This is a genomic window from Frigoribacterium sp. MCBA15_019 (assembly GCF_001864945.1).
GTDB lineage: Bacteria > Actinomycetota > Actinomycetes > Actinomycetales > Microbacteriaceae > Frigoribacterium.
Map to the genome: position 1 here is coordinate 662814 of NZ_MJGS01000001.1, position 24106 is coordinate 686919.

Genomic DNA, 24106 nt, shown 5'->3' on the forward strand with positions numbered 1-24106 from the left:
CCAGGAGGCGCCGTGACGACGCAGGAGATCCTCGCTCGCCGCCACATGCAGCAGCAGGTCCGCGACGTTGCCCGCCTCCAGGTCATCCTCGCCGAGCTCTGGGACCGCACGATGGACCCCGCCGACATCGACGGGTCCTTCCTCCGGTTCCAGGCTCAGGCGTCGGCCGTAATCAAGGCGGGCCGCCGCTCCGGCGAGCTCACAGCGCAGGAATACTACGACGCCTCCAAGGTCCTCGCCGGCTACGACAAGCCAGCACCCGACGTCGAGTTCCAGCCGACCGAGACGAAAGCCAACCGCGCCGCGCTCCACGCGACGAGCGTCGCCAACGCCAAGAAGGCGATCGCGAACGGCACGCCCGCCGACCAGGCCCTCACCGCCGCCAAGGCGGCCATGCTCCGGTCGGCCAAGCGCCGCATCCTCGAGGCCCCGCGACGGCGCATCATCGCTCTCGCGGACGCCGACGGCGACACCCGCGGCTGGGCCCGCGTCAGCGACGGCAAGCCCTGTCACTTCTGCGCCATGCTCCTCGGCCGCGGCCCGATCTACTCGGCCGGCACGGCGAGCTTCTCGGCCCACGACGGGTGCGGCTGCTCGGCCAAGCCGGTCTTCAAGAACGACCGCACCGGCGGCTGGGACCCCACCTCGCGCCGCCTGAACGACCTCTACAAGGCGTCCACGCGCGACGTCGGCGGCTTCTGGCGCACCGACTACGCCTACGCCGTCGCTCATCCCGAGCTCAGCCTCGAGGAGCTCCAGGCCGCCTTCGACGAGCGGCACGCCGCGTACTTCGCGGCCCGACAGACCAGCTAGGAGGCCCGAATGGCCGAAAATGGCAGGCTCGCCACAGCCGACCTCATGGCCGTTCCGGCGTCTGTGTCAGGGTCCGGTTTCCTCCGCCGCGACGCGGCGTCCCAGTACGGGATGCTCGCCTACGCCTTCCGCGAGGCCCTCGGGCAGCCCCTCGTCATCACCGAGGGCTACCGCGACTATACGCGCCAGCTCGAGTACTGGCGGAAGTACCAGGCCGGGACCGGCAACCTCGCCGCCTACCCGGGCAGCTCCAACCACGGCCTAGGCATCTCGTGTGACTTCGGCTCCGGCGTCGCCTCCTTCGGGACCGCGGCGAAGCGGTGGATGGACGCCAACGCGCCGGCCTACGGCTGGAAGCCCACCGGCAACTCGTTCAGCCGCCCCGAGGCCTGGCACTACGACTACGTCGGCGACCCCCGCATCACGCGCGGCCCGTCGATCTTCGACACCCCCGCTGCCACCCGTCATCCCGTCCCTGAGCCCCCGAAGGAGCACGACATGGACCTCGTCGCCGTCATCCTCGACGTCCCCAGCGCCAAGACCGATCCCGCGTACGCCTCCACCGGCGTGCTCGTCGGTGGGCGTTTCACCCAGACCTCGTCCGGCTACGCCCCGCGTGGCGCCTTCGAGGCCATGAAGGACGTGGCCCGCCGCCACGGTGGCCGAGTGCAGGACATCTCGGTCGACCGCGTCGGCTGGAACCAGTACGCGCTCTACGCCTCGCACGACTCCGAGACGGTCGACGCCTCGGCCCTCGCCACGGCCGTCCTCGCTGGCCTCGACGGCAAGCTCGCCGCCGACGTCGACACCAGCGCCCTCGCCGCTGAGGTCGCAGGCAAGGTCGCCGACACCCTCGCGGCACGCCTCAAGTCCTGAGCACCCGCACCCCACCATCTCAGCCCCGGCAGGTCCGGGGCTTTTTCGTTCCCAGGAGGAACAACATGACCGACACCAACGACCAGAAGAAGCCCTGGGGCGACGACTTCGACGAAGCGAAGGCCTGGACGCTTGTCCAGAACCTCCGCGGCGCCAAGACCACCCTGCAGGCCGACCTCGCTACCGCCCGCCAGGCGCTGACGGAAGCCGAGACGAAGGCCACCGCAGGCGAGACCGAGAAGGACCGCGCCGACAAGGCCGAGCGTGCCCTCTGGACCGAGCGGGCCCTGCGCAAGCACCCCACCGTGTCCGAAGACTTCGTCGACTTCCTCTCCGGTGACACCGAGGAGGAGATCCTCGCCAAGGCCGAGCGCCTGTCGAAGGTCGGTCAGCCGAAGGCCCCCGCCGAAGCGCCCAAGCCGGATGCCGATGCCAAGCCCGATGGCGAACCCAAGCCGGACGCCGACGCGAAGCCAGAACTCCCCGGCAAGCCGAAGCCCGACCTGACCCTCACTCCTGGACACGGCGGCGATGTCGCCGAGCCCTTTGACCCTGCCGCGATCGCCGCCAAGGCGCGCAGCTAACCCTCTCCGAAAGGACCCGGCCACATGCCGAACGACCTCTACACCCCGGCGCAGGTCGCCGCCGTCGCCGCTGAGCTGGCGAAGGAAGACTCCGTCCTCACCGCGCTCATCTCGCGCAACTACGACTCCGACATCGCCACCGCGCTCGGCAAGACCGTCGACGTGCGCGTCGGGCCGGCCCTGATCGCCCGCGACCGCGACATCGACGAGACCCAAGCCGCCATCGTCACGGACGACCTCACGGAGAAGACCGTGCCGGTGAGCCTCACCACGCACGCCTACAGCGCCCTCGCCCTCTCCGAGGGCGATGTGAGCCTCCGCATCGACGACTTCGCGTCCCGCGTCCTGGCCCCGCAGGTCGAGGCCGTCGTCGACAAGCTCGAGCACCTGGTGGCCGAAAAGCTGCGCGCGGTCCCCCTCGACACGTCCATCGCCTACGACCGCACCGACCCGGTCTCGGCATTCACCCGCATCCGTGCGACCCTGCGTCAGCGGAACGTCCCCGCGAGCGGCCTCGTTGCCGTCGTCGGGACGGCCGTGTACGCCGACCTCCTGGACGCCAAGGCGATCACCGACGCGAGCCAGTCCGACTCGCCCGCGGCTCTCCGCGAGGCGCAGGTGGGGCTCGTGCGTGGCTTCACGGTCGTCGAGTCGACCCGTCTCGAGGAGGACCAGATCGTCGCGTTCCACAAGAACGCCTTCACCCTCGCCGTCCGGGCCCCGAAGGTCCCCGAAGGTGCCACCTTCGGGGAGACCGTGAGCGCGAACGGTTACGCCCTGCGCTACCTCCGCGACTACGACGCCAAGTTCACCGTCGACCGCTCGCTCGTGTCGATCTTCGCCGGCGTCACGGCGATGCCGCTCTTCCGTATCGAGCGGGACTACGCGCTCGGCACGGTCAAGGTGACGGAGGTGCCGAACGGCGCCGCCATCCGCATCTCGACGTCCGACACCGAACCCGCCGGCGAGTAGCCGACTGAGGAGGGAGCCGGGGTGACCGGCTCCCTCCTCACCGCCTCCCGAGAGGAGACCGAGTGCCTAACCTGCTCCCGCCCCCGGTCGCCGAGCTCGAGCGGCGCCTCCGCGTCCCGGAGGGCTCCCTCGAAGAGGAAGACCTCGCCGGCGCTGAAGCGGCCCTCGAAGACGCCACCGCGCTCGTGCTCGCCGAGGTCGCCACCTCCAAGGCTTCGACCTGGAAGATCGACGCCCCTGACGTCGTCCACCTCGTCGTCCTCAAGGCTGCCCGACGCGAGTACGAAAACCCGCAAGGCATTGCCCAGGAGACCTACGGCGAGCACACGGTCGGCAACACCGAGACATCCGGCGTCTACTTGACCGCCCGCGAGATCGCCCAAGTCCGACGCGCCGCGACGGGCCGCTCCGGCGGCTTCGTCGGAACCATCCGCACGCCCAGCGCCTACGGAGACGGAGACACGACGTGACCCAGCCCCCTGAGCCGCGTAACGCAGTCATCGACGGCGTCGTCTACCTCGTCTCCGTCGATGCCCTTACCGGTGTCGTCGGGGAGGCCCTGCCGTGGGTCGAGCTGGAGGACGTGCCGTGAGCCTTGCGCGCCCCACTCGAGCGCGCCCGGTCTACCGCCTCCGCCCCGGCACGGCCCTCGACTACGACGGCGACCCCGTTGAGTCCTGGGCAGCGCCAGAGCGGCAGCGGCTCCGGGGCGCCGTCGTCCACGACGTCACGTCGTCTGAGAAGGACGGCGTCGTCACCCGCCTCACCGAAGGGGAGCGCCTCCTGCTCGTCCCCTCGGCCGCCGACCTGCACCGCGACGACCGCGTCGAGATCTCCGGCGAGGTGTGGCGCGTCGACGGCGACCCCGTCGTCCGCCGCAGCGAGTCCATGGGCACCTCCACCTCCGCCCAGCTCGTCCGATTCACCGCCTGAGAGGAGCCGCATGGCCCGCAACCAGCTCCGCCTCGATAGCCCCGGCATCCTCGAGGTGCTGCAGTCCGCCGATGTCGCCGCCCTCGTCGCCGACACCGCCGACAGCGTCGCCAGCAACGTCTCCGAGACGGTCCGCAGCGGCGAGCCCCTGCCGGTCAAGGTCGACACGTACACAACCGACCGTGCTGCCGCTGGCGTGACGCTCGCACACCCCGCGGGCCTCGGCATGGAGGCCAAGCACGGCACGCTCAGCAAGGCCGCTGCGGCTGCTGGCCTCGAGGTCAGGAGCAAGAAGTGACCGGCTTCGTCTTCCCCGACGCCCGGCTCATCACCCGCGACGTCCTCCGCACGCTCCTCGCCGGGCGCCCCGAGCCGGAAGCCTTGGGCGTCACGGTGAGCACGAAGCCGTCCGACCCCCAAGGCCCGCGCCCCTACGTGCGTGTCCAGGTCGACGGCTCGAGCCGCACGCCCCGCCTCAACGGTCAGCAAGCCGTCCGCCTCTCCATCTGGCACCGCGACGAGGGCCTCGGCTTCGCGCTCGCTCGCCTCTGCGAAGCACTCCTCCTCGGCGCCCACGCCCCCGGCGTACGCAGCTTCGGCGACCGTACGGGCCCGATTCCCACCGAGGACCCCGACACGGGAGAGCCCCTCTCCTACCTCACCCTCACCGCTCGGCTCGTGCCGGAGCAACTCGACTGATTGGAGCGACTCCCATGGGAGAAGCCAAGAACACCGCCCAGTGGCAGGGAGCCGACGTCTACATCGCAGCCGTCGACACCGAAGGCCCCGACGACGTCACCACCGCCTGGGGCGCTGCCTGGGAGGCCGCCGGCCTCCTCGACGGCGCCGAAGGCTTCACCGAAGGCCGCGACGAGGACACGTCCGAGTCGTACGCCTGGGGTGGCATCCTCTACCGCCGAACGAAGTCCAAGCACAAGCGGACCTTCAAGTTCGTCGCGCTCGAGGACAACAAGGCCACCTTCCGACTCGTAAACCCCGGCTCGGAGCGCATCACCGTCGGCGGCGTGCGCACCTCGCGCATCGTCGTCCCGACGACCGACGCCTTCGCCATCGGCTTCGAGCTGCGTGACGGCGGACGCACCAAGCGCCGCATCGTCAAGCACGCCGAGGTCTCCGAGATCGGCGAGGTCAAGGAAGGCGAGGAGGACCCCACGGTCTACGAGATCACCGTCCTCATCTTCCCCGAGGAGGACGGCACCCTCTACACCACCGTCGAGACCGACCCGACGGCCGTCGTCTAGCCCTCCCCTGAACCGGCGAGGGAGCGTCCGCGCGGGACGCTCCCTCGTCTCTCACCCATGCCCGCGCACCTTTCCGACCCGCGCTAGGAGAACCCCCGCATGACCGCACGCAAGAGCCCCACCGCCGCCGAAGCACTCGGCGAGCACGTCCCCTTCACTTTCGCCGGCATCGACTACAGCGTCGCGCCGACCAGCCAGTGGCCCTTCGAGGCCCTCGAGGCGTTCGAGGACGGCAAGGTCGCCACGTTCCTCCGTCTCGTCCTCGGCGACGACCAGATCGCCGCCTTCCGTGCGACCAAGCCCACCGTCGCCACCTTCCAGGAGTTCGTCGTCGAGCTCCAGAGCGCCCTCGGCATCTCGGGAAACTGAGCGAGCTCGTCGCGCTACTCCGCGACGACGCTGACGTCGTAGAAGCCGACCTCCAGCGCTTCTACGGCGTCGACCTCGCGGCCTACTGGCGCGGCGAGCTCTCCCTCCGCCGCCTGTCCATCCTCGTCTCCCGGCTCCCCGCCGACTCCGCGACGGCCCGGAAGCACGCCGACGTCAACCCCGACTGGACGGTCGAAGCCATCCTCATCGCCGACCTCTGGTCCGCGTGGACCGGCAAGCCCCACCCCGCACTCCCCAAGCCCAAGAGCGCCAGCACGCGCTACGCCAGCCTCCGCGCTCGACTCGAAGAGCAGCGCGCACGGCTCGAGCAGCCGTGACGGTCTCGGCCCCCCTCCTCTTGCATGAAACTGTGCCCGCGCTGCGATGAACGTAAGGACTTCAGCGAGTTCGGTCCCGACCGCCGAGCGCGGGACGGCTTGCAAGGTCGCTGCCGCGAATGCCAGCGCCTTGCAAACCGGGAAACGTACGCCCGCAACCGTGCCGCAATTCTGGCCGCTGCGGCTGCTCGGTATGCCGCCAACCCAGAACCCGCCAAGGCCTACCAGACGGCGTACCGCAAGACGGCTGGTCGTGCCCATGGAATGACCCCATCAGAGAAGCGTCAGCGCCTTGACGAGCTCGGGTGGGCCTGCCAGGTCTGCGCTCGCCCCTTCGAGACACCCACCGCGGCGCATGTTGATCACGACCACGCATGCTGCCCAGGCAAGCAGTCCTGCGGTGAATGCGTTCGCGGGCTGCTCTGCGCTGGCTGTAACCACGCCATTGGTAGTGCCCGCGATAGCCCCACCGTCCTACGTTCGCTGGCCACATACCTCGAGCGCTAACCCTTTGAAACCCCGGTCCGTTGTGGCCGGGGTTTTTTCATGCCCAAGGAGGTCCGATGTCCAACGTCGGCTTCGCCACCCTGACCATCATCCCGTCGGCGAAGGGCTTCGGCTCGGCGCTCTCCGGCGAGGTCAACCCCGCCATGAGCCGTGCTGGCGCTGACGGCGGTGGCCTGTTCGGCAAAGGCCTCATGCCCTCCGTCGGCAAGCTCGCCGCCGGTGCCGGCGCTCTCTTCGCCGCGGTCGGCGTTGGGGGCTTCTTCAAGGACGCCGTCCAGGGCGCCGCCAACCTCGAGCAGAGCGTCGGCGCGATCGAGACCGTCTTCAAGAGTGCCGCCCCGCAGATGCTCGACTGGGCCTCTACCGCGGCCACGTCGGTCGGCCTGACCAAGAACGAGTACGCCGAACTCGGAACGCTCATCGGCACCCAACTAAAAAATGGTGGAACAGCCATGGACGAGCTGGCGCCGAAGACCAACAACCTCATCGGCCTCGGTGCCGACCTGTCGTCGATGTTCGGCGGCTCGACCGCGGATGCCGTCGGCGCCCTGTCCTCCGCCCTCAAGGGCGAGCGCGACCCGATCGAGAAGTACGGCGTCAGCCTCAACCAGGCCGGTGTCGACGCGAAGGCCGCCGAGCTCGGCTTCACGAAGGTCGGCGGCGCGCTGTCGGCCGAGGCCAACCAGGCCGCGACCCTCGCGATCATCATGGATCAGACGGCCGATGCGCACGGCAACTTCGCCAGCGAGGCCGACACCCTCTCCCACAAGCAACAAGTCCTCAACGCCATGTGGGAGGACGGCAAGACCCGCATCGGTGCGGCCCTCGTGCCCGCTATCTCCGGCCTGGCGTCGATCCTCATCGGCGTCCTCGGCCCCGCCCTCAACGGCGCGGAGACCGGCATCAAGACGGTCATCGACGTCGCCGGCGGCATCTACTCCATCCTCGGCAAGGGCGACTTCAAGCCCTTCGCCGGACTGCAGGAAGACAGCGGCTTCGTCGACTTCCTCTTCACGATGCGCGAGACGGCACAGTCCGCCATGGCTGGCGTGGGTAGCGCGTTCTCGACGCTCGCTCCGTACCTAGCGCCCATCGGCGCCGTCGTCGGCGGGCTCCTTCTCAACCTCGCTCCCATGCTCAACATCGGCGCCAGGGTCGCCTCGGCATTTGCGCCCATGATCGCTACCTTGACCAAGCTGGCCCCCGCAGCGCGTTTGCTCCTCGGCCCCTTCGGTCTCGTCGTCGGCATCATTGGCGCCCTGCTCGCAAGCTCGCCGGAGCTGCGCAGCCAGCTCGCGGGTCTCGCCTCGACCGTCGGCTCCTCGCTCACCCCGATCTTCGCCACGCTCGGCAGTGCGGTCTCGCAGCTCCTCCCGGTCATCACCGGCGCGCTGGGCACGCTGGGCCCGGTCTTCTCGAGCTTGCTCGCGGCCCTTGCGCCGGCCCTCGGCATGATTGTCGGCCTCATCGGCGAAGTAGTCGCCGCCGTCATGCCGCTCGTGTCGAGCCTGCTCTCGCAGCTCGTCCCGGTCATCGTGCAGCTTGTTGGCGCAGTGCTCCCGCCGCTCGTGGCGATCTTCTCTCAGGTCGCCAGCGCCATCGCGCCGCTCATCGTCATGCTCATCAGCACGCTCGTGCCGGTCTGGTCTTCGGTGATCAGCGCGATCCTGCCGGTCATCTCGACGCTCGCGGGGCTGCTCATTCCGATCATCCAGGCGCTCCTCCCAGTCGTCACGACGGTCTTCGGTGTCATCGCGGCCGTCATCACCGCCGCACTGCAGATCGTCCAGGGCGTCATTCAGGTCGTCACTGGCGTCATTTCGGGCAACTGGTCTCAAGTCTGGACGGGGCTCGGCAACATCGTTGGTGGGGCCTGGAACCTCATCAAGTCGGTCATCATGGGCGCGCTGTCGATCGTGCAGTCGGTCATCAGCGCGGCCCTTAGCCTCATCGGGTCGCTCTTCTCGTCGGCCTGGAACGGCCTGACGGGCATCGTCTCTGGCGCCTGGGCCGGCATCACCGGCGCCATCTCCTCGGGCGTTTCATCGGCTGTCTCCTTCGTGAGCAGCCTTCCGGGGAAGATCCTCGGCGCTCTGTCCGGCCTTGGCTCGCTCCTCGTGTCGGTCGGCTCGAACATGATGCAAGGCCTCATTCAGGGCGTGCAGGCCGCGGCCGGCCGCATCGCCGAGGCCGTTCTCGCCCCGATCCGCAACTCGGTCGAGGGCGTGAAGAACTTCCTCGGCATTCACTCGCCCTCGCGCCTCATGCGCTCGATCGGTGTCTTCACCGGTCAGGGCATGGCTATCGGCCTCGCGTCGACCGCGGGTCTTGTCGCTCGAGCATCCGACGCGCTGATCCCGACCGTCCCGACGATTCAGTCGCCGGACGCCTTCGACGCGGCGCAGTCACGCGCACGCATCGACGGCGCGGGCCGGCCCCCCGCAGGAGGCGACCAATTCAACATCTACGAAGCCGTCTCGGCGGAGGCCACCGCACAGGAGGTCGCGCGCCGCAAGAAGGGACAGGACGCCTAATTGTTCACCGTACAAGCGGGCGACCTGCCCCTCTTCGGCACCGACGAGTTCGGCGTCCTCTGGGGCGTCAGCAACGTCGAGGGGTGGGGCCCGACCGGCTCCACCGCCTCGCAGACGCAGCGGCCCCGCCAGTCCGGCGCATGGTCGGGCGCCAAGCTCGCGAAGGCCCGGGCCGTGACCATCACCGGCGGCTTCACGGCCCCCACACCGGCCGCCGCGCAGGCCGCCCTCGACCGTCTCGGTACCGCCATCAGCCGAACCGAATTCGTCATGTCGATCGCCGAGACGACGAGCCCGCGCTGGGGCCTGTTCTACCAGACCGGCGAGCTCATCCCCACCTGGATCAACTCGACACAAGTCGACTGGTCGTTTCAAGTCGCGTCCGACGATTGGCGCAAGTTCGGCGCCGACCTCGCAACGTCGACGACCCTTCCGAGCACCTTCGGCGGGCTCGTCATCTCTCCGATGTCGGGAGGCACCGACCCGGAGTACATGACTGCCGCGCAGGCCGACGCTGCCGCCAACACGCAAGGCCGTCGGCTGACCGCCGCGGGCGGCGAGGACTACTACGACGTTCTGACCGCCGCGGGGCAACCTGCCACCGACCAGTATCTCGCCTCGTCCTCGCCCGCGACGGGTGGCCTGACCGTTGCCTTCACCGTCGATGCCACGACGGTCACCGGGCAGGTCTCGCTCGTCAACCCCGGCAATGAGTCCGGCCCCGTGAGACTTCGCATCGACGGCCCATGCGTGGGGCCCGTCGTCACTCACGTCTCCACCGGGGCCCAGCTCGTCTTCTCCTCTTCGCTCGCTCTACGCGCCGGCGAGTGGCTCGAGATCGACATGGAGGCGCGCACGGTCCTCGCCAACGGGCAAGCCTCGCGCGCCGGGTGGATCACCTCGCGCGGGTGGTCCCAGTTCGATCCCGGCCTCAACACGTGGTCATTCACCGCCGCGTCCTTCACCCCCGCCGCACGCCTCACCGTGACGGCGACGCCCTCCTGGAAGTAGGACACTCTTGACCAATCGACTCTGGCCCGCCGACGCCGTCGGGGGCGCCCCCGCATACAGTGGCCGAGCCCTGCGACAGACGCAGGCGCCTTTCGCCTTCGGTGCCACCGCCGGCCGCCCGCTCGGCGCCCACTCCGGCGTCCGTCCCGGAACGTCCACCACCACCGTCACCGCCTCGACCACCGCCTGGAGCTGTGCCCCGCACGCGGGCTTGCTCGACGTCCAGACCGCCGCTGAAGCCGGGCCCTACACCTACGCGATCGACGCCACGGTGTCCGGAGCACTCACCGCGTCCAACGCGTCGAACCCCCGGACCGACCTCGTCTACGTCCAAGTCACCGACGCGGCCGAAGACGGTGCGGCCCCCGGGCAGGCGCCTGTCGTCACGGTCGGCTACATCGCCGGCACCGCCTCAGCGACGGCGCCGACTCCGGCAACGCCCGTGCGGTCCATCCCCCTCGCAAAGATCAACGTGCCGAAGACGGGCGGCGGCAACCCGACCGTCACTTGGATCGCCCCCTACGCGGTCGCGGCCGGCGGCTTCCTGCCCGTCTGGGACCAGACAGAGCGCGACGCCCTCGCCAAGAGCGAGCCCCTCGCCATCTGGCGCCTCGACAAGCACTGGGCCGAGCTCTGGAACGGCTCCGGCTGGGAAGTCATCGGTCGTCACGCCGCCCGCAACACGCGCCGCGTCGTTACGACCGGCCAGAACTCTCCGGGCGGCCTCATCCTCGAGCAGCTCACCGTCCCCGCCAGCCCCCAGGCCCAGCGCGTCAACTGGAACATCGACGGGCTCATCTCACCCTCGGCAGCGGGCCGCGCCGGCGTCGGGGTCACGAGCACCGCGGGCACGATCACCCAGCCCTCCGCCGTCCGCATGTACACGCAGGTCGGTCAGCAGTATTACGGCTACTCCCGCCGCGGCTGGGTCGATGTGCCAGCCAACTCGTCGCCGACCATCACCTTCACCTCCGAGGCCGACGTCGGCTCCGACTGGCAGGTCACGATCGAGACCGAGACCCTCGCCGCCGGGCAGTTCTAGCCATGGCGGCGACGTACTCGTGGCTGGCCGTTGAGGCCCGCACCGGCGTTGTCATCGCCGATCTCCCTGACCTGTCCTGCGACAAGGTCTCGACTCAGATCGGCACCTACACGACGACGACCGCCAAGCTCCCCGTCGGCACCCGGCGCACACCCGAGAACTGGCTGCGCGCCACCAAGCCCGGCGCGACCTTCCTCGTCGTCGTCGACGACGCGAGCGACCTACCGGTATGGGGCGGGCTGCTGACGAAGCGCACCCGCACCGAGGGCGACACGATCGACGTCTCGCTCGCCACGGCCGAAGCCTACTTCGACCGCCGGTACGTCGGTGACGAGGTGTTCGGCTCCGCGGACCCCTTCGTCGGCGTGGACCAGAACACCATCGTGACGACCCTCGTGGCTAAGTACGCAGCCGCAGGGTCGAACGGCGGGCTCCCACTTCGCCTCGAGCGCATCGGCAGCGCCGGCACCGCTCGCACCCGTACCTACGCCGACCAGTCCGACAAGACCCTCTACTCGGCGCTCACAGAACTCATGGCCGTCGACGGGGGTCCCGAGTGGACGGTCGGCTGGGAGCGAACGGGCACAATCATCACGCCCGTCCTCCAGGTCGGCACGCGCCTCGGCCGGGCCGTGACGCCAAACCTCTCGCCCAACGCCACGTTCGAGATCCCCGGCCCCGTGTCCGACGCCGAGTACAGCGAGGACTATTCCTCGAGTGGCGGCGCAAACGACGTCTTGGCGACCTCGTCGGCGTCGGGTGACGAACGCCCCCAGTCCCGGCATGTCGTGACCCGCGACCCCGAGCGGCCGACCTTCGAGCAACGGTTCTCCCCGTCGACGTCGATCACCGACGTCGGCACGCTCGAAGATCACGCGACCGCGCGCGCCGCTGCGGTGCGCGACGGGGCCCTCGCCCTGTCGCTCGGCTCGGTCACGAAGAGCGCCCCGCGCGTCGGCATCGACTGGAACGCCGGCGACGACATCGGCTACGTCGTCGGGGGCCCCGACCGCTTGGGGCGAGAGACCGTCCCCGGCTTCCCCGGCGGACTTACGGGCGTCGCTCGTGCAGTCGGCTGGGAACTCAGCTTCGAGAGCGCCTCGTCCCCCGAGAAGATCACGCCCGTCCTGCAAGACCCCGAGGAGGCCTAGTGGCAATCACCGCCAGCGTGCCCAACGACGAGGCCCGCGACTCGCGCCGCTTCGAGCGTATCGAACGCACGGTCCGTGAAAACCAGGCGTCGATCGCCGAGACGGTCAAGCCGATTGTCTCGGACCTCGGGCGAACCATCGAAGAGAAGCTCGCCACCGGGTACTACACCCGCGAGCAGGCTGACGCCGCCATGGCCGCCCGCGTAGCCGCGCCCGGCGCCATCGCTCCGACGACGGTCTCCGCGTCGGGCGCGGTGTCGTCGGCGACGACGATCTCGGCGACCGGCGGCGGCTCTTTCGGCGGCACCCTCTCAGCGGGCGGACGGCTGACCGCCAACGCCGGCATGACCTCGACCGGCGTCCGTTCCAACCAGGTCACCGTCGGCTACGTCGCCATGTACGTCGACCAGGACGGCAACTTCGGCTACGCCCCGTCGACGATGTCGACGAAGTCGCTGCTCCGCAACTTCAGCGCCGACCTCGAGCACTGGCTCACCCTCATCCCCAAGGTGTTCGCCTACAAGGGCGACCCCGACCGCGTCGAGCAGCTCGGCCTCGTCGCCGAGCTCGTCGTCAAGCGCGAGCCCATGCTCGGCATCTACGACGAGGCCTACAAACTGCGCGGCGTCCGCTACGAGCTCCTCGGCGTCGTCTGCCTTGCCCTCATCCAGGCCCACGTCGCCGAGACGCGCGCCTTCCGCGATGACATCACCCGCCGCCTAGCTGCCCTGGAGGCCGCCGCATGATCCGCCCCTACCGACGAGTCCGAGAACGCCTCGGCCGCCGCGGCCTCGCCCTCGTCGTCTTCTCGCTCGTCTTCGCTCTGACGGGCCTCCGCGCCATCCTCGCGCCCACGGAAGACGACGGCCGCTTCATCCTTTACACCTTCCTCCCCGTGCCGATGCGCGTCATCCTGTGGTTTGTCCCGGCAGCCCTGGGCCTCTGGGCCGCCTTCCGCGGCACCGGCCGCGACGCCATCGGCTTCTCGGCGCTGGTCATTCCCGCCACGGCGATCGCCTTCTCGTACGTCTGGTCCTGGGTCGGCTACTTCGCTGGCCTGACCGACTGGTCGCTCGGCTGGACCGGCGCCGCGAGGTGGCTGCTCGTGCTCGCACTGGTCCTCATCGTCTCGGGCTGGAAGGAGGCAGATGAGCCCCCGCCCAGCACGATTTCGACCCACGAAGGAGGCCCGCGTGCCTGACTGGCTGCAGCCCGCCCTCGGCCCCATCGGCCTGCTCCTCGGGGCCGTCGTCACCTTCTTTGGCGTCCGCTACACGGCACGCTCGAGCGCCAGAGCAGCAGCCAGGACCGCCGACGTCGCCAGCCGTCAGGTCGACGTCGACGAGTGGCAGGCCATCCTCGCAGCTCTCCGCGAAGAGATTCGCGACCTCCGCCAGCGAGTCGGCCACCTCGAGGAGCAGCGCGACACCGACCGAGCGAACATTCGCCAACTCTTGGCCTTCGCCCGCGGCCTCATCGCGATCGTCTACCGCCTCGCGCCCGACCACCCCATCCCCACCCCGCCGTCGGCGTTTGTCGACGAGCTCGCCTACATCACTGAAAGGCCCCGCGCATGAGCATCTACACCCCCACCTTCTGGAAAGACGCCGCCGAGCGTGCCATCAGCACCGCGGCCCAGGCCGCCATCGGCGTCCTGACGGCTGGCTCGATCGGCCTCGTCGACATCGACTGGGCCAGCACCGGCTCCATCGCCGGCCTCGCCGCGGTCGTTTCGCTCCTCAAGTCGATCGTCGCCTCCGGCATCGGCAACGGCGACGCCTCGCTCGTCGACACCGCTGGCTCCGGCCGCCACGCAGCCTGACCACCCTCCCCACGCAGCACCCGAGAAAGTAGGTCTACATGGGTAGGCAAGTATTCACCGTCGATGACACGACCAAGCTCCCGCCGCAGGGGGTCCTTGACGCCCTCGACAAGGTCATCGGCGGCACCGCCCTCGCCGGCATTCGCCACTCCAAGGTCACGACTGACGGAACCGACCAGACTTCCGTGCTCCTCGCCGAGCTCACCGCTCTCCTCGCAGACGGAGGCGGCTCGCTTTTGCTACCGGAGGGAACCGTCCGCCTCGACGGACAGATTGACCTCCCCTTCACCCTCGATTCGACAGGCGCCCCAGTCCAGGCACCGCTGACGATCATCGGCACCGGCGCGTGGGCCTCGGGCCGCGGCTCGAGCATCGCGCAGACCCCAGTCGGTGGCACTCAGCTCGATCTCCGCTACGCCGGCACCGGCGCCGCCAAGGTCCTGACACGCGGCTTCGGGCGTCTCACGATCCGCGGGGTCACATTCACCGACCTTGGCGTCTCTTCGGTGCCGTTCTTCAAGACCACCAACACCACCGTCGACATTCAGGGCAACGCCTTCATCGGCAACCCCTCGAAGCGCAACCAGCAGTGCGACCAGGACGCCATCATCCTCGGCGGGAGCACGACGCCCACCGGTGGGGACTTCGACACCACCGACAACGGCCCGTTCCAGGGCTACGGCAGCATTGTCGCCGGCAACTGGTTCAACCGCGTCCGCCGCGTCGTCTTCGGGCAGACCTACTGCAACGGCGTCACCGTCCGCGACAACACCGTGTGGCAGGCCTGCGGCTCCAACCTCACCGACGGCGCGTGCATCGAGTTCAACTCCGGCACCACCGCCAACTCCGTCTTTGGCAACGTCATCACCGGCAACCTCATCGAGGTCGGCGCCTACCCCTACGGCATCAAGCTCGACCAGGCCCAGGACAACACCGTCGCGGCGAACAACTTCTACGACCAGTCCGGCACGACGATCGCCTACATCTACGCCGCGTCCGGCGCCGCCAAGTACAACCACTTCTCGCTCGGCTACGGCTACATCGGCGGCACCTGGCCCGGCGGGGTCCACGTCAAGGAAGCAGTCGCCGGCACCAACACCATTGTCAACGCGGCGGCCGGCGTCAGCCAGCACGTCGGGTCGCACACGTTCCTCACCGGCATGCGCACGGCAGCCGCCGTCAACCGCGGCGCGGGTGCCCCCGAAGTCATCTTCGGCACCGCGACGACGGCCGCTGGCATCTACACGGGCGCCGGAGCCCCCGAAGGCAACATCACGGCGCCGACCGGGTCGCTCTACCTGCGGACGTCGGGCGACTACGGCACAACGGTCTACGTCAAAGAGGCTGGCGACGCTGCGACGACTGGCTGGGTACCCCTCGGCCCGTACGCGGCGACGGCACTCACGAGACGCACGAGCGCGTACACGATGACGACCCTCGATCGGACCATCGTCTTCGACAGCGCCGCCGGCGCAACCGTCACGCTCCTCGACCCCGCGACCGCCCCCGTCGGCCGCCCCGTCACCGTCAAGAACGTCAACGCGACGAGCATGACGGTCGCCACGGCCGGCACGAGCAAGACCATCGACGGCGCAGCCACGGTCGCGCTCGCCCAGTGGCAGACCTGCACCGTCGTCAGCGACGGCACGAACTGGCTGCGGGTGTGACTACGTTGGCATCCCGGGCCCCATAGCAAGGCCTAGCATGCCCACATGCGGCAGACGGATCTGGAACACCTGCAACAGCTAATGCCCGCAGCGGAACTTGGACAGATCTCGCGCTCCGATGTGTCGTTCATCTTCATGAGCGTGCGAGAAGAAGCCAGAGGCATGCCGTTGCTCAGAGATGTCGGTGACTGCATCGCACACAGGCAGCGAACCAAGGGTACCTCGTATCAATATGTGACCGAGTTCGTCGCACACTTCCGACAAACGGCTACGCACGGGGGCACCTTTAAAATCGACCTCTTCTTCCCCATTGAATCCATCCTCGCGCAACTGCATGACGTCTTGAGAAAAGCCGGAGTGGAGTACGACTCGGTCCGGGTCGACAGGCATAGCGAGCAATGGGCCCGCCTGCTCGCGAGTGTGCTCGCCGGGACAAGGTTCGACCTGGACATGGCCCACTGTGAGCTTGTGCACGAGCCGCAGCCCCATCTGGTGATTCAATTTCTCGAAGACATAAACGGCGTGCTTCGGATTCCGACTTCAGTCGCAATCGGGGTCCCCGCCTTCGTGGATTCGCCGAGGCTGTAGGCACGATCGGGTCAACTGCATTGTGTCGCCTACCATTCAGCCGGATCCCCACCAAGCCCCGCCCTCCACCCCGGAGGGCGGGGCTTTTCGTCGTTCACGGCCCCTCTTCCCCCACCCACCACGCCAGGCACTCCGCCGGGCTGCTCGCCCGCCCCAGCTCCCGCCGCGTCCTGGCGTTCTCCGTCGTCCACCCGCCGCGCAGGTCCCGCCACACGCTGCCGAGCACGCGCTCGGACCCGTCGACGCGGATCGAGAACCCCGCCGGGTGCGGCAGCATCGCCAGCGCCCCGAGCCAGTACCGGCCCACCCGGGCCCGCTCGGTGACGTTCGTGCCGGCCTCGCGGTCCTGGATCTCCTTGTCGCGCTTGTCGGGTTGGACTGCCATGCGGCGAGCGTGGCATGGGCCGCTGACAGCGGGCGAGACTCGAGCGCGCCTCAGGGCACCACTGCGAGCCGCTGATACTCTCGCGTGTAGTGGGGAATCACCAGGACCCCACCCTCGTTCTACCCGCCGAAGGAGGTACTCATGTCCGCCACGAGCGACCAGGCAAAACGAGCCGCCGCCTCCGTGCTCGACCAGGCCTGGGACTCCGACCGGTTCCCCGTCGACCCGGTAGTCATCGCTAGTCGCATGGGCGTCCAGGTATACGAGGGACAGCTCCCCGACAACATCAGCGGCCTACTCAAGAAGGACCCGGGCGAGGCGGCGGAAATCTTCGTCGACATCGAAGACCCGCCTGTCCGTCGACGCTTCACGACAGCGCACGAGCTCGGGCACTTCGAGCAGCGCCGCGACGAAGGCGATTTCGTCGGCTTCGTCGACCGCAGGGATGGCCGATCAAGCGAAGGCGCTCACGACGAGGAGATCTTCGCGAATACTTTTGCCGCGCACCTCCTCATGCCACCCCTAGCCGTCAAGGTCCTCGTGCAGGCCGGTCGGAATGTGCTGGAGATGTCTCGCTTCTTTGGGGTGTCGCTGCAGTCAATGCAGTTCCACCTCGAGAACCTCGGCTATCGGCGCGTGGACGGCTAGTGAGCGAACCCGAGCCGCCGGAGGCTCCGCGCCCTCCGCGGACACTCTCCGCGTCATCCGCCGAGATCGCCGACATCCTTCGGGCCGCAGGACGCGACAGCTTCAAGCGTGTCTCGGACTCCACGGGCGCGCCGCTGAGCGCGAGTCTCCGCCGCCGACGGTGGCCCTGGAGCCGCAAGCAACCCACCAGCCTTGAGGAAGTTGTCCTCGCCGATCACGATCTCGACGTGCGGTTAAAGGCACTGGTTGCACGGTGGTCCGTGGGCGCCATGATTGGCCAACTCGTCGTGGCTGACGGAGTCTTTGTTCTGTATGCCTGGCTAGGCAGGGACTGGGATATAGAGCCTGCAGTCATCCTCGGCTGGCTCTCTGCGACCGTCGTGGAAGTTATCGGCATCGTTGTCATCGTTGCCCGGTATTTGTTCCCAAAGGACGGGCACCGCTGGAGCCAACACCACGGCGGCTAGGCCTCGACGCTTCACATGAATTCGCCGGTCTCGACCTTCATGTCGGCCGCCGTACGCAACGCGCTACCCCAGCTCGAATACGATTCCTCGTCGTAGCGCGGACCCGTTGGCTCGACTATCCATGGGTGCTCGGGGTCGGCGTCCGGAGCGTGGGTCAGCTTGGCCACCTTCCAGGCCGCACCGTCGACGTACTTCGAGACCCAGAAGACGAACTCCGTCTCGGCAGACACGATGACGCTCTCGCCATCCCAGTCGAGGGTCCGCGACTCCCCCGGCTTCATGTTTCGAAAGTCATTCATGCTGGGACTCTAGCCTCTGCGCTCGGCGCGGCTCTACCCGGCCCCGTACTTCGACACAACTAACCCGACACCTCATGCCCCGTCCGGGCCAGACCCGGACGGGGCACTTTCGGTGTTCATGCCAGATCAGCCCTGGACCGCGGGCACCGTGAATCCACATTCGATGCATCGCATGTCGCCTCGGATCTCTGTGATGCTCTTCTCCTGCTCAAGCAAGAGACCCGAGCAGCCGGGCCGGGGGCACTCGGCCGTGGCCGGCCTCTGTCCTTTGATTCGCATTTTCTGTTCCTATCTGCGGCCTCGCCGCTCGCCGCACCGTGCGACTCATAGGTGAAACACTAGATTATTGATACTTATTCCCTGCGTCGCGCCTTCTCAAGGGCAGCCTCTCGTATCCACCGCGCCACCGGAACCGCTCCGGCGGCGGCGTCGACCTCGTGGCGTTCGGCCTCCGTAAAGCTCACGTTCTTCACGTGCTCGCGCTTGGTTTCCAAGGGTGGCCGCCCGCGGCCCTTCTTCTCCGTCATAAACCTCAGGCTACCTGTATGGATTTAATCCTTGACAGCCCCCAATTTGGGCGTATGGTTTAAATCACTCGACCGAAGGAGACACCATGAAGACCGCACTGCTCGACGACGACACCATCACGCACTACGTCATCATCCCGGACGCGAACGACCCCGCCCACTTCACGACCGTCTTCACCGACGGCTCCTACGTCCGCGACTGGGCACCGAGCGAAAGCGTTGCCGCATGATCGTCTCCACGGCCCTGGCCGCCCCTCATCCACTCGCGGACGACGTCGTCGGCCGCTTCCGCTCCGGCTACCAGCTCAACGACCGGCCGGCCGCCCTCACCGAGTGGCGCGTCACCACCGGCGACCCCGAGGTCGCCTCCGCCATCTACGACCTGCTCGGCGGCGACGCCCCGCAGGAGTGGCCGGCGAAGGGCGAAGACAACCTCGAGGTCTTCACGGCCTCCAAGGAGATCGACGTCATCATCGACAGCCCAAAGTCGGTGCGCCAGCGCCTCGTCCTCTGGGGCCGCAACGGCAAGCCGATCTACACGACGGACGGCGAGACGAAGGACGACGGCACGCCGGACCCCGACGCGCACCTGTCGCTGCAGGAGCGCAAGCAGCGCAGCCGCGACGGCGTCGGCCCGACCCCCGACGTCGAGGTCTACTTCCGCCTGAAGGAGCAGCCCGACCTCGGCGTCTTCAAGTTCCAGACCGGCTCGTGGTCGCTGGTCCAGGACTGGGTCTGGACGGACATGAAGTCGCAGCTCAGAGGAATCGAGGGTGCGATCGCGGCGGTTCTTGAGCTGGAGCAGATCTCCTACACGGCAAAGAATGGCCCCAAGGCAGGCCAACTGATCGAATACGTCAAGCCAGCCCTGGCCGTCTTGGGCGCCTACTCGTCCAGCGCGGCCTCGAGGCGCTCGAGCTTGCCGTCGATCTCACCCGAGTAGCCAGGTCGAATATCGGCCTTGAGCACAAGCGAAACACGGGAACCGAACGGGGCCACGGCCTCAGTCGCGCGCTTCACAACGTCCATGACCGTGTCCCAGTCGGGGCCTTCGATCTCCGTGAACATCGACGACGTCCGGTTTGGAAGGCCCGACTCGCGCACGACTCGCACCGCGGCGGCAACTGCGTCGTGGACGGAGCCATCCGACTTTCCATCGCCGCTGGGGGCGACACTGAATGCCACGAGCATCAGGCAGCCTTCCTCTCAACTACTCTCGGTGCTATCGCGCCCTCGATCTCGGTGAACATCGACGAGGTGTGGTTCGGCAAGCCGGACGCCCGCACGACCGCGACGGCGGCCGCCACGGCCGAGTGGACCGAGTCGGGTTCGGAGCCGGAGGACGGCCCGCCCTCGGGAGCGGCACCACTGGGCGAGACGGAGAACGCGACGATCATGCGTCCATCCTCGCGTGTGCGGGGCGGACGCGCCAGAGCGTGACGACCGCCCACGCCAGCAGCCCGAGCTCGAGCACGGCCCGCACGGTGACCACGGCGACCAGGTCGGTTCGCGCGGCGAGCAGGGCGTCGTACTCGAGGGGGTAGACCACCTGCGTCAGCCCCGCCACGACCACGGCCAGCACCGCCGGCACGACGAACCGCGGCCCGCCCGAGCGCGCGAGCACGAGCCCGACGACGACGGGCACCGCCAGCCACGCCACGAACTGCGGCGAACCGACCTTGTTGGTCACGATGAGGGCGACGACGACGGCCAGCGACAACGGACCCAGGAGGCGCGTGGCCGTCACCCCGCGGCGCACCGCCCGGAGACCCAGCAGCACGACGCCCAGCACGACCGCGGCCATCACGAGGCTCATCGCCTTCGCGGCGAACCCGACCCCGTCGCCGGCGATCTGGTAGGTGAGGATCTCACGATCGTAGTAGACGAAGGTCCCGGGGACCCCCGCGGCGGCGCGCCAGAGCCAGAGCACCGCCGCGGGCGACTCGACCTGCAGCCCGCGACCGGCCTGCTGGCCGACGAAACCGACCACGTTCCACCCACTGCCGAGCACGAGCGAGATCGAGACCACGACCGCGCTCGTCACCGCCGCGGCCACGACGACCTCGACCCGACGACGCACGGCGAGGACGGCGACCACCACAAGGGCGGCGGGCCAGACCTTGACCCAGGCCGCGATCGTGAGCAGGGCGGACGCCAGCGAGGGCCGGGTCGAGACGAGCAGCAGCCCCACCAGCGCTGTGGCGACCGTGACGGCGTCGATGCGACCGAGGGCGATCGGTCCGAGGGCGACGAGGAAGGCGAGCCACCACCACGCGGCGACCACGGACCCGGCGCGCCGCCGGGCCACGAGCACGACGAAGGCTCCGGCGTTCAACAGCGACACGAGCACGAGCCACACCGCCCCGTAGCCCGAATCGCCACCGAGCCGGGCGACCAGCATCGGCACCGCGGCGAGCAACGGGTAGACCCACGGTCGGTCGACGCCCACCCAGTCGCCGCCCCCGATGCCCTGCTGCATCCAGGTGCGGTAGACGACGTCGACGTCGCCCAGGGTGCGGTTGCCGCCGACGAGGTTGAGCCGGACGAGCCAGGCGTGCACGAGTACGAAGGCGATGCCGAGCACCACGGGTGACGCCGCGAGCGACCTCGCCCGCGCGACGAACGCGCTGCGACCGTCGGCCCCGGAGCGGGTGCCCGACGTCCGCGCGTCACGGACGGTCGGTGCACCGGGGTCGGCCGACGCGGAGGGCACGGGGGTCGGCATGCCCACAGGCTAGCCGTCGGTCCCGACACCGGGCGTCATGCGTCGGCCGACGTCGGCGGTCGCCGCTACGATCCCACTCATGCGCAGACCCGCCTCCCTCCGACTCGTCGCGACCGCGGCCGCCCTCGTGCTGGCCGGGTCGCTCGCCGCCTGCTCGTCCGACGGGGGCTCGGGTGCCGACGCCGCGGGCGTCGGTGCCGTCACCGAGGGCAAGCTCACCGTCGCCACGGGCGAACCGGCCTACGGCCCGTGGATCGAGGACGACGACCCGACGTCGGGCAAGGGCTACGAGGCCGCCGTCGCCTACGCGGTCGCCGAGAAGCTCGGCTACGACGACTCTGACGTCGTCTGGGTGCGCACCACGTTCGACGAGGCCATCGCGCCGGGGCCGAAGACCTTCGACCTCAACCTGCAGCAGTTCTCGATCACCGACCAGCGCAAGAAGGCCGTCGACTTCTCCCCCGCCTACTACGAGACGCGCCAGGCGGTCGTCACCCTGCCCGGCACCGCCGCGGCCGACGCCACCTCGATCGCCGACCTGAAGGGCCTCGCGATCGGCGCCCAGAGCGGCACGACGAGCTTCACCGCCGCCGAGAACGCCATCGACCCCGAGGGCGGTGTGCAGGCCTACAACTCGAACGACGACGCGAAGGCAGCGCTCGAGGCCGGCCAGGTCGACGCCATCGTCCTCGACGTCCCGACCGCCACCTACTTCGTCGAGGGCGGTGTCGTGCTCGGCCAGTTGCCCGCGACCGACGGGGCGAGCGACCAGCTCGGCATCGTCCTGCCGCTCGGCAGCTCCCTGACCGCCGACGTCACGAAGGCGGTCGACGGCCTCCAGGCCGACGGCACGCTCGCCGAGCTGCAGCAGCAGTGGCTCGCCGACTACGACGTGAAAGAGCTGTCGTAGCGCCTCGCACGGTCGCGGCCGACCCGGTGGCGGTCAGCGACCTCGAACTCGACCGGCGCGCGTTCCGTCGACGACAGTCGACCCGCTCCGTCGTGATCGCCGCCGTCAGCACGGTCGCCTTCGCCGTCCTCGCCTGGTGGGCGGTCACCAGCACGCCCGGTTGGTCCCGCGTCCAGTTCAGCTTCCTCGACGGGGCCACCTTCGCCTCGGCCTGGCCCCGCGTCGTCGAGGGGCTCTGGCTGAACGTGCGGGTGCTGCTGGTCGCCGCCGTCGGCGTGGCCGTCGTCAGCACCGTCCTGTCCGCGCTGCGCACCCTGCGGGGGCCGGTGTTCTTCCCCGTCCGGGCGCTGGTGCGGGGCTACACCGACCTGTTCCGCGGCATGCCGCTGATCATCGTGCTGTACCTCGTCGGCTTCGGCGTGCCGGGCCTCGGCCTCGGCATTCCGCGCCTGCCCGCCGAGTTCTGGGGCACGATCGCGTTGATCCTCACCTACTCGGCCTACGTGTCCGAGGTCATCCGTGCCGGCATCGATGCCGTCCACCCGTCACAGCGCCTCGCCGCCCGGTCGCTCGGCCTCAGCCACGCGAAAACCCTGCGCCTCGTCGTGTTCCCGCAGGCGCTGCGGAAGGTGACGCCCGCCCTCATGAACGACTTCGTCTCGATGCAGAAAGACGTCGGTCTCATCTCGGTGCTCGGGGCCGTCGACGCCGTCCGCGCCGCGCAGATCGAGACGGCGACCGCGGCGAACTTCACGCCCTACGTGCTCGCCGGATTGCTCTTCGTGCTGCTGGCCCTGCCCACCATCTGGCTGACCGACTGGCTGTCGGCGCGCCTCCGTCGTCGCGAACAGGCGGGCAGCGTCGTATGAGCACCGCCATCCCCGATCCCGCCGCAGGAGGCGCGGTGCCCGTCACCCCCGCCGCCCACGGCCCCGAGACGGTGCTGCGCCTCGAAGGCGTGCGCAAGTCGTTCGGCGACACGGTCGTGCTCGACGGCATCGACCTGGACGTCGCACGCGACGAGGTCGTGGCGCTGATCGGGGCCAGCGGCTCGGGCAAGTCGACCCTGCTCCGCACCGTGAACCTGCTCGAACAGATCGACGACGGCCGCATCCTGCTCGGCGACGACGACATCACCGACCCCCGGGTGCGCGTCGACGCCGTCCGTGCCCGGATCGGCGTCGTCTTCCAGCACTTCAACCTCTTCCCGCACCTGACCGTGCTCGACAACGTCGCGCTCGCCAGCCGCCACGTGTTGCGCCTGCCGAAGGCCGCCGCGAACGAGCGCGCCCTCGAGGTCCTCACGCGCGTGGGCCTCGGCGACAAGGCCGGCGCCTACCCCGACCGCCTCTCGGGCGGGCAGCAGCAGCGGGTCGCCATCGCCCGCGCCCTGGCCCCGCGCCCCGCCGTGCTGCTGCTCGACGAGATCACGAGCGCGCTCGACCCCGAGCTGGTGGGCGAGGTGCTCGACCTCGTGCGCACGCTCAAAGAGGTCGGCACGACGATCCTCATGGCGACGCACGAGATGGCCTTCGCCCGCGACGTCGCCGACCGGGTCGTGTTCCTCGACCGGGGCCGCATCGCCGAGCAGGGCACACCCGCGCAGCTCTTCACGGCGCCGCGCGAGGCCCGCACCCGCGAGTTCCTCACCCGCTTCACCGCTCCCTGACCCCCAC

General features: G+C 69.1%; 35 protein-coding genes. 29 read left to right on the forward strand and 6 right to left on the reverse strand.

Features of this window, described 5'->3' with window-relative positions:
- The first annotated feature begins 12 nt into the window (after positions 1–12).
- The 22 genes from BIV04_RS03155 to BIV04_RS03255 all read left to right on the forward strand — a co-directional run bounded on the left by BIV04_RS03155 (position 13) and on the right by BIV04_RS03255 (position 16469).
- The gene (locus tag BIV04_RS03155) at positions 13–813 is read left to right on the forward strand and encodes a hypothetical protein (protein WP_071254034.1); all 801 of its coding nucleotides are present in this window, start codon (positions 13–15) and stop codon (positions 811–813) included.
- Positions 814–822: 9 nt separating this feature from the next.
- Positions 823–1689 carry a D-alanyl-D-alanine carboxypeptidase family protein gene (locus BIV04_RS03160; RefSeq protein WP_083396088.1) on the forward strand — a complete coding sequence of 289 codons (867 nt, stop codon included), beginning with the start codon at positions 823–825 and terminating at the stop codon, positions 1687–1689.
- A 65-nt stretch (positions 1690–1754) separates the two neighbouring features.
- Positions 1755–2273 (forward strand): hypothetical protein, encoded by a 519-nt coding sequence (locus tag BIV04_RS03165; protein ID WP_071254038.1) that lies wholly within the window; start codon positions 1755–1757, stop codon positions 2271–2273.
- 24 nt (positions 2274–2297) lie between these two features.
- Positions 2298–3245 carry a P22 phage major capsid protein family protein gene (locus BIV04_RS03170; protein ID WP_071254041.1) on the forward strand — a complete coding sequence of 316 codons (948 nt, stop codon included), beginning with the start codon at positions 2298–2300 and terminating at the stop codon, positions 3243–3245.
- A 62-nt stretch (positions 3246–3307) separates the two neighbouring features.
- Complete coding sequence (locus tag BIV04_RS03175; RefSeq protein WP_071254043.1) at positions 3308–3715, forward strand: hypothetical protein; 408 nt, start codon at positions 3308–3310, stop codon at positions 3713–3715.
- Positions 3712–3837, forward strand: a complete 126-nt coding sequence (locus tag BIV04_RS17385) for a hypothetical protein (protein WP_255364128.1) — start codon at positions 3712–3714, stop codon at positions 3835–3837. The genes BIV04_RS03175 and BIV04_RS17385 overlap by 4 nt, the downstream gene beginning before the upstream one ends.
- Complete coding sequence (locus BIV04_RS16995; protein ID WP_071254045.1) at positions 3834–4178, forward strand: hypothetical protein; 345 nt, start codon at positions 3834–3836, stop codon at positions 4176–4178. Before BIV04_RS17385 ends, BIV04_RS16995 begins: the two co-directional genes overlap by 4 nt.
- Before the next feature lie 10 nt (positions 4179–4188).
- Positions 4189–4476, forward strand: coding sequence for a hypothetical protein (locus tag BIV04_RS03185; RefSeq protein WP_071254047.1), 288 nt, complete (start codon positions 4189–4191; stop codon positions 4474–4476).
- Complete coding sequence (locus BIV04_RS03190; RefSeq protein WP_071254048.1) at positions 4473–4877, forward strand: hypothetical protein; 405 nt, start codon at positions 4473–4475, stop codon at positions 4875–4877. The genes BIV04_RS03185 and BIV04_RS03190 overlap by 4 nt, the downstream gene beginning before the upstream one ends.
- A gap of 14 nt (positions 4878–4891) precedes the next feature.
- Positions 4892–5440, forward strand: coding sequence for a hypothetical protein (locus tag BIV04_RS03195; protein ID WP_071254050.1), 549 nt, complete (start codon positions 4892–4894; stop codon positions 5438–5440).
- A 99-nt stretch (positions 5441–5539) separates the two neighbouring features.
- Complete coding sequence (locus BIV04_RS16665) at positions 5540–5809, forward strand: hypothetical protein (protein ID WP_071254052.1); 270 nt, start codon at positions 5540–5542, stop codon at positions 5807–5809.
- A 362-nt stretch (positions 5810–6171) separates the two neighbouring features.
- Positions 6172–6654, forward strand: coding sequence for an endonuclease domain-containing protein (locus BIV04_RS17500; protein WP_083396089.1), 483 nt, complete (start codon positions 6172–6174; stop codon positions 6652–6654).
- A gap of 56 nt (positions 6655–6710) precedes the next feature.
- The gene (locus BIV04_RS03210) at positions 6711–9188 is read left to right on the forward strand and encodes a hypothetical protein (protein ID WP_071254056.1); all 2478 of its coding nucleotides are present in this window, start codon (positions 6711–6713) and stop codon (positions 9186–9188) included.
- Positions 9189–10199 carry a hypothetical protein gene (locus BIV04_RS03215; protein WP_071254058.1) on the forward strand — a complete coding sequence of 337 codons (1011 nt, stop codon included), beginning with the start codon at positions 9189–9191 and terminating at the stop codon, positions 10197–10199.
- 7 nt (positions 10200–10206) lie between these two features.
- Positions 10207–11241: a hypothetical protein gene (locus BIV04_RS03220; protein ID WP_071254060.1), complete on the forward strand. Its 1035-nt coding sequence runs from the start codon at positions 10207–10209 to the stop codon at positions 11239–11241.
- A 2-nt stretch (positions 11242–11243) separates the two neighbouring features.
- Positions 11244–12392 (forward strand): hypothetical protein, encoded by a 1149-nt coding sequence (locus tag BIV04_RS03225; protein WP_071254062.1) that lies wholly within the window; start codon positions 11244–11246, stop codon positions 12390–12392.
- Complete coding sequence (locus tag BIV04_RS03230) at positions 12392–13138, forward strand: hypothetical protein (protein WP_071254064.1); 747 nt, start codon at positions 12392–12394, stop codon at positions 13136–13138. Before BIV04_RS03225 ends, BIV04_RS03230 begins: the two co-directional genes overlap by 1 nt.
- Positions 13135–13593: a hypothetical protein gene (locus BIV04_RS03235; RefSeq protein ID WP_071254066.1), complete on the forward strand. Its 459-nt coding sequence runs from the start codon at positions 13135–13137 to the stop codon at positions 13591–13593. Before BIV04_RS03230 ends, BIV04_RS03235 begins: the two co-directional genes overlap by 4 nt.
- Positions 13586–13969: a hypothetical protein gene (locus tag BIV04_RS03240; RefSeq protein WP_071254068.1), complete on the forward strand. Its 384-nt coding sequence runs from the start codon at positions 13586–13588 to the stop codon at positions 13967–13969. Before BIV04_RS03235 ends, BIV04_RS03240 begins: the two co-directional genes overlap by 8 nt.
- A complete protein-coding gene (locus BIV04_RS03245; RefSeq protein ID WP_218141787.1) occupies positions 13966–14214 on the forward strand; it encodes a holin in 249 nt (82 codons plus the stop codon). The genes BIV04_RS03240 and BIV04_RS03245 overlap by 4 nt, the downstream gene beginning before the upstream one ends.
- Before the next feature lie 38 nt (positions 14215–14252).
- Positions 14253–15881: a hypothetical protein gene (locus BIV04_RS03250; protein ID WP_071254070.1), complete on the forward strand. Its 1629-nt coding sequence runs from the start codon at positions 14253–14255 to the stop codon at positions 15879–15881.
- A 45-nt stretch (positions 15882–15926) separates the two neighbouring features.
- Positions 15927–16469 carry a hypothetical protein gene (locus tag BIV04_RS03255; RefSeq protein ID WP_143048520.1) on the forward strand — a complete coding sequence of 181 codons (543 nt, stop codon included), beginning with the start codon at positions 15927–15929 and terminating at the stop codon, positions 16467–16469.
- Between the two features lie 94 nt (positions 16470–16563).
- Here the strand turns inward: BIV04_RS03255 and BIV04_RS03260 are convergent, their stop codons facing one another.
- Positions 16564–16854 (reverse strand): hypothetical protein, encoded by a 291-nt coding sequence (locus BIV04_RS03260; protein ID WP_071254076.1) that lies wholly within the window; start codon positions 16852–16854, stop codon positions 16564–16566.
- A 141-nt stretch (positions 16855–16995) separates the two neighbouring features.
- Here BIV04_RS03260 and BIV04_RS03265 point away from each other — a divergent pair, with 141 nt between their 5' ends.
- Complete coding sequence (locus BIV04_RS03265) at positions 16996–17502, forward strand: ImmA/IrrE family metallo-endopeptidase (protein WP_071254078.1); 507 nt, start codon at positions 16996–16998, stop codon at positions 17500–17502.
- Positions 17502–17969, forward strand: a complete 468-nt coding sequence (locus BIV04_RS03270) for a hypothetical protein (RefSeq protein WP_071254080.1) — start codon at positions 17502–17504, stop codon at positions 17967–17969. The genes BIV04_RS03265 and BIV04_RS03270 overlap by 1 nt, the downstream gene beginning before the upstream one ends.
- A gap of 11 nt (positions 17970–17980) precedes the next feature.
- Here BIV04_RS03270 and BIV04_RS03275 read toward each other — a convergent pair whose 3' ends face one another.
- Both BIV04_RS03275 and BIV04_RS17005 read right to left on the reverse strand, forming a co-directional pair.
- Positions 17981–18268: a hypothetical protein gene (locus BIV04_RS03275; protein ID WP_143048521.1), complete on the reverse strand. Its 288-nt coding sequence runs from the start codon at positions 18266–18268 to the stop codon at positions 17981–17983.
- Positions 18269–18621: 353 nt separating this feature from the next.
- Complete coding sequence (locus tag BIV04_RS17005) at positions 18622–18795, reverse strand: hypothetical protein (RefSeq protein ID WP_177174751.1); 174 nt, start codon at positions 18793–18795, stop codon at positions 18622–18624.
- An 86-nt stretch (positions 18796–18881) separates the two neighbouring features.
- On the opposite strand from BIV04_RS17005, the gene BIV04_RS17010 reads away from it, so the two are divergent.
- Both BIV04_RS17010 and BIV04_RS03280 read left to right on the forward strand, forming a co-directional pair.
- Positions 18882–19025, forward strand: a complete 144-nt coding sequence (locus BIV04_RS17010; protein ID WP_177174752.1) for a hypothetical protein — start codon at positions 18882–18884, stop codon at positions 19023–19025.
- Positions 19022–19738 (forward strand): hypothetical protein, encoded by a 717-nt coding sequence (locus BIV04_RS03280; protein ID WP_071254084.1) that lies wholly within the window; start codon positions 19022–19024, stop codon positions 19736–19738. Before BIV04_RS17010 ends, BIV04_RS03280 begins: the two co-directional genes overlap by 4 nt.
- Here BIV04_RS03280 and BIV04_RS03285 read toward each other — a convergent pair.
- The 3 genes from BIV04_RS03285 to BIV04_RS03295 are packed head-to-tail and all read right to left on the reverse strand — an operon-like array spanning position 19681 to position 21520.
- Positions 19681–19986, reverse strand: coding sequence for a thiamine-binding protein (locus BIV04_RS03285; RefSeq protein ID WP_071254086.1), 306 nt, complete (start codon positions 19984–19986; stop codon positions 19681–19683). The two genes, BIV04_RS03280 and BIV04_RS03285, sit on opposite strands and share 58 nt — an antisense overlap.
- Positions 19986–20192, reverse strand: a complete 207-nt coding sequence (locus BIV04_RS03290) for a thiamine-binding protein (protein ID WP_071254090.1) — start codon at positions 20190–20192, stop codon at positions 19986–19988. Before BIV04_RS03290 ends, BIV04_RS03285 begins: the two co-directional genes overlap by 1 nt.
- Positions 20189–21520 carry a glycosyltransferase 87 family protein gene (locus tag BIV04_RS03295; protein ID WP_083396154.1) on the reverse strand — a complete coding sequence of 444 codons (1332 nt, stop codon included), beginning with the start codon at positions 21518–21520 and terminating at the stop codon, positions 20189–20191. Before BIV04_RS03295 ends, BIV04_RS03290 begins: the two co-directional genes overlap by 4 nt.
- 79 nt (positions 21521–21599) lie before the next feature.
- On the opposite strand from BIV04_RS03295, the gene BIV04_RS03300 reads away from it, so the two are divergent.
- Genes BIV04_RS03300 through BIV04_RS03310 form a run of 3 tightly spaced genes read left to right on the forward strand, consistent with a single transcriptional unit; the run spans position 21600 to position 24099 of the window.
- Complete coding sequence (locus BIV04_RS03300; protein WP_071254732.1) at positions 21600–22430, forward strand: transporter substrate-binding domain-containing protein; 831 nt, start codon at positions 21600–21602, stop codon at positions 22428–22430.
- A 26-nt stretch (positions 22431–22456) separates the two neighbouring features.
- On the forward strand, positions 22457–23299 hold the full coding sequence (locus tag BIV04_RS03305; RefSeq protein ID WP_255364129.1) for an amino acid ABC transporter permease: 843 nt from the start codon (positions 22457–22459) through the stop codon (positions 23297–23299).
- Positions 23296–24099 (forward strand): amino acid ABC transporter ATP-binding protein, encoded by an 804-nt coding sequence (locus BIV04_RS03310; RefSeq protein WP_083396090.1) that lies wholly within the window; start codon positions 23296–23298, stop codon positions 24097–24099. Before BIV04_RS03305 ends, BIV04_RS03310 begins: the two co-directional genes overlap by 4 nt.
- Positions 24100–24106 lie beyond the last annotated feature (7 nt).